The 2,844-nt window shown below is 61.8% G+C and carries 3 protein-coding genes; 2 read left to right on the forward strand and 1 reads right to left on the reverse strand.

What is annotated here, in order from left to right; all coding sequences use genetic code 11:
* Nucleotides 1-185: 185 nt before the first annotated feature.
* Nucleotides 186-707, reverse strand: a complete 522-nt coding sequence (locus tag VNH11_27250) for a hypothetical protein (GenBank protein ID HVA50092.1) — start codon at nucleotides 705-707, stop codon at nucleotides 186-188.
* Nucleotides 708-1,090: 383 nt separating this feature from the next.
* On the opposite strand from VNH11_27250, the gene VNH11_27255 reads away from it, so the two are divergent.
* Both VNH11_27255 and VNH11_27260 read left to right on the forward strand, forming a co-directional pair.
* Entirely contained in the window at nucleotides 1,091-1,291 is a 201-nt protein-coding gene (locus VNH11_27255; GenBank protein ID HVA50093.1) for an antitoxin family protein, read from the forward strand.
* Nucleotides 1,288-1,788: a type II toxin-antitoxin system VapC family toxin gene (locus VNH11_27260; GenBank protein HVA50094.1), complete on the forward strand. Its 501-nt coding sequence runs from the start codon at nucleotides 1,288-1,290 to the stop codon at nucleotides 1,786-1,788. The genes VNH11_27255 and VNH11_27260 overlap by 4 nt, the downstream gene beginning before the upstream one ends.
* Nucleotides 1,789-2,844: the final 1,056 nt, after the last annotated feature.

The following is a 2,844-nucleotide window of genomic DNA, read 5'->3' on the forward strand; positions in this document are numbered from 1 at the left end:
TAGCCCGGATGATTCACCGGCCCCCGAACTTGGCGCGCAGACTGCGCGAACACCAACCCGAAGCGCAAGCGAGCTAAGTCCGTTGCTGATCCTCGCTTGCGCTTCGGGTTGGTGTGGGCCGGTGAATAATCCGGGCTAGCCATCAGTTTGCAGCCACCGGCGCGCAACCGCCGGGGCCCCTTGTCTCACCCGAGCGCAGGCGACACGCTTGTCGCGTGCGACGAGGTGCGCGGCCAATGCCCCTTTCGCTCCGCGAGATGGGAGCCGTTTACTCGGCGGCCATGCGACACGCGTGTCGCATTGGCACGCGCTGCCGCATCCAATCCGTAGGAGGAATATCGGTGTCGCGCAAAGCGTCCGTGACGGCGCCGAAACAAAAGCGACACGCGCGTGTCGCTTTTGCTGCGGCACCGTCTCAAACGACCATTTCTGACCCGCACGGCTCGGCGAGAGACGCGGAGGGAACCCCCCACCATTGGCCAACTGACAGATTCTGTCAGTTGATCGGGCGTTCCGCGTCCCTCCGTTCGCCGCAGCTTGATGCGCAGCGGTGGGACGTTGGGCCGCCGCTTTTCCAGCACGCCGCCTAATTGCTTCATGGCGCCGCGGACGTTGCGCGTCAGCCAGCGCAGACACAGCCCGAGGATCAGCAAACACAGTATAAACGCCGTGAGCAAAGCGCCGACGATAATCAGAAAGAGCTTCATGGCTATTCCTCGAAATCAGGCGCCAGGTAGACGTCGGCGGCCGGGGCTCGGCGAGCTCGCCGATTTTCTCATAGCGCTGCTCGCGTTCAACCGCGGCGTTCCAGCGCGCAAACGCCGCGCGTGGTGAAGCCGAGCCGTCGCTCAGAGCGAGCGCGTTGCGCGCGTGGTGAGAACCCTCGTCGGCCTCTTCCTCCTCGTCTTCTTCGTCGAACTCCTGATGGCACCGGGTTGCATTCCTTGCCGTCCCGCTCGCACTGCCGGCGGACTTCTTCCTCGGTCGGCCCGCCGCGGGCGCATCTTTTCGGCCAGGCATCGTGAACGAGACTGCATGCCGCGTTATAATGCCGATGGCGAACAACGATTTCTGATTTGCGAGATCCAGCATGGAACCCCTGGTGGTTGAAGCGATCTATGAGAACGGCGTGCTCAAACCGGCCCAGCCGTTGCCGCTAAAAGAGCATGAGCAGGTACGGATCACCGTCGAATCGACAAGTTATCCGGTTCGGGCAACCGCCGGTTTAATTCCTTGCAATGATGCCACGCTCATCGAGCACATCGCCCTCGATCCAATCGAGGAGCTATGACGTTTGCCGACATTCCCGTGGGCACGTCGATATTCGTCGACGCGAACACGTTCGTCTACCATTACAGCCGCCATCCGGTCCTGGCCGCGCCCTGCACGGACTTGCTCGACCGTATCGCGCGGAGCGAATTGACCGGCATTACGTCGGCTGATGTTTTAAGCGATGTAGCGCATCGCTTGATGGTTTTGGAAGCGGCGACGGTTTTCGGCTGGACCGGAACGGGCATCACCGGTCGATTTCGGCGTCATCCGAGCGAGATTCAGAAGCTAACGCAGTTCCAGCGCTCGGTGCAGACGATCGCGACGTTCGGCATCAAGATCGTTGCCGTCTCCGCTCCCCTGGTCGACGCAGCCACAACCATCAGCCGCCAAGTAGGACTGCTCAGCGGCGACGCCCTGATTGTGACCGTGATGCGAAGCGAGGGCGTCAGCCAGCTTGCCAGCCACGACGCAGACTTCGACCGCGTGCCCGGCCTCGTGCGATACGCGCCAGTTTGACCGAGATCTGTTCGAGCACGAACTCAGCCAGCGGAAGAACGTCGTTGCCGTCGGGCTTATGCCGGCCCATGACGAATCGCCATCGGGTCGTGGTGGCCGCGCCTCGGCACGCGACGGCAGCAAAGCGCTTCGCGCCGGAACCCAAATGACAAATGAAACATTTTTCGCTAGCATTGATTGCGAGCAAATGGGAACGTACTCGGCCACGATTCTGCGGTCTCAAGGCGACGCTGGTGAAACCTGAAAATCCAACAGCATGAACTATCCAGGCGGTAAAATACTGCAATCGTACTCTATGGCGTTTGACGGTCACCTCTTGAAACGCGGCTTCTGGCTGTACGTTTGGGAGATCAAGGGGCCGCTGTCTCGTCATGTTTATGTCGGCCGAACCGGCGACAGCTCATCGGCGCGTGCGTCGTCGCCGTTCAAGCGTATCGGGCAACATCTCGATCCAAGTCCAAACGCGAAGGGCAACGCACTCGGCAAGCAACTTCAACGCGCCGGTGTCAATTATGAGGAGTGTTCCTTCGAGATGGTCGCAGTTGGCCCAGTTTATCCCGAGCAAGCCGACTACCGCCGAGGCCCACGGTTCACTCGGCGTCGTGCTTGGCTGGCGCGAATGGGAATGGCGCGGGTCCGAAACGCACTTGCTGAAGGCCCTTCGACCTCGATTCAATCGTCCGTACCCGGGGCCGCCCCAGCGGAGATGGTGCCTATACGAAAATGGCCCCCCTCCCCTTCACGTGCCCCCAATCGCGGCGGGGCTTTGCTGGAAGACTGCGGCGAACGAGCCTAAGTGTTGCCCTGCCGAGCCGTGCCGGCGGTGCAGTCGGCGACGCGACGGCGAGCAACGGCGGCCGGCAAGCTCCCCCCGGCGGCGGACAGGGCGCCCAGGCGGTGACGGACGCCGACCTACAAAGGACGGTGAAAGAATGGGCGACGCGATCTCAGCTTTACCATGTCTTCAACAAGCACGGCATCGACGTTTTATGGGACGGCCACAGACGGCTGGCCGACGTGTGCCGAGAGAAGGGGCTCAATCCACGGCATATCGCC

It is taken from the genome of Pirellulales bacterium, from assembly GCA_035533075.1.
In the GTDB taxonomy this organism is placed as follows: Bacteria; Planctomycetota; Planctomycetia; order Pirellulales; family JAICIG01; genus DASSFG01.

Excerpts from the sequence above, each read along its gene's own strand:
- VNH11_27250 (HVA50092.1), bottom strand. The coding sequence starts at position 707 with ATGAAGCTCTTTCTGATTATCGTCGGCGCTTTGCTCACGGCGTTTATA.
- VNH11_27260 (HVA50094.1), top strand. The coding sequence starts at position 1,288 with ATGACGTTTGCCGACATTCCCGTGGGCACGTCGATATTCGTCGACGCG.
- VNH11_27255 (HVA50093.1), top strand. The coding sequence starts at position 1,091 with ATGGAACCCCTGGTGGTTGAAGCGATCTATGAGAACGGCGTGCTCAAA.